This is a genomic window from Cupriavidus sp. CP313 (genome assembly GCF_054072015.1).
On sequence record NZ_JBSVZB010000086.1, the window covers coordinates 1 to 1,128 of the forward strand.

Annotated in this window: 1 protein-coding gene; it reads left to right on the forward strand. The window is 58.7% G+C overall.

Annotated features, from left to right (window positions below; genetic code table 11):
- Positions 1–42: 42 nt before the first annotated feature.
- Positions 43–1,128 (forward strand): IS630 family transposase, encoded by a 1,086-nt coding sequence (locus ACW4E8_RS40980; protein ID WP_456809695.1) that lies wholly within the window; start codon positions 43–45, stop codon positions 1,126–1,128.

Sequence of the window (1,128 nt, forward strand, 5' to 3'; positions counted from 1 at the left end):
CCTTGTACTCTGCATTGAAGGCACACACAGGGCGAGGCAGCGATGAGAGGGAGACCGAAGGCGGAACTGATTTTGAGTGAGGCCGAACGCGAGCAACTCAAGGCGCTGACGATGCGGCGCAAGACGGCACAAGCGTTGGCTTTGCGAGCGCGCATTGTGCTGGCTTGCGCTGAAGGCCTCGACAACAAGACCGTCGCGACGAAGCAGCGTGTCGACGTGCATACGGTTTCCAAGTGGCGCTCTCGCTTCGTCGTGGATCGCCTGGATGGGTTGCTTGATGCTCCGCGCCCGGGAGCACCAAGGACCATTGGAGATGCACAGGTTGATGCGATCGTTGCCAAGACGCTCGAATCCGTGCCAGCCGATGCCACCCACTGGAGCACGCGCACCATGGCTCGTTCGGCGGATATCTCGCAGTCGACGGTGACGCGGATCTGGCGCGCCTTCGGGCTGCAGCCACATCGGCAGGAGACCTTCAAGCTCTCCAGTGACCCGTTGTTCGTGGAGAAGGTGCGCGATATCGTGGGGTTGTACCTCGACCCACCGCTCAAGGCCATGGTGTTGTGCGTTGACGAGAAGAGCCAGATCCAGGCACTGGACCGCACCCAGCCCATTCTGCCGCTGGCGCCAGGCATCCCTGAGCGACGCACGCACGACTATATGCGCCATGGCACGACAACATTGTTCGCGGCGCTGGACATCGCCACAGGAAAAGTCATCGGTGAATTGCATCGCAGACATCGCAGCAGTGAGTTCCTGCAGTTCCTACGTACCATAGAAGCCAACGTGCCAACCAAACTCGATGTGCATCTCGTCATGGACAACTACGGGACGCATAAGACGCCATCGGTCAAGGCTTGGTTTGCTCGCCATCCACGCTTCCACGTTCATTTCACACCGACCTCTGCCTCATGGATCAATCAGGTGGAGCGCTGGTTTGCCACCATCACCGAGAAATACATCCGCCGTGGCACGCATCGCTCAACCCGACAACTTGAGCAAGCCATCCGCCAATACCTTGTCCTTAACAACGCCAATCCCAAGCCCTTCGCATGGTCGAAGTCAGCCGATGACATCCTCGCCAGCATCGAGCGATTTTGTCTACGAATTTCTGACTCAGGACACTAG

Coding starts and splice junctions, on each gene's coding strand:
- ACW4E8_RS40980 (WP_456809695.1), top strand. CDS start 43: ATGAGAGGGAGACCGAAGGCGGAACTGATTTTGAGTGAGGCCGAACGC.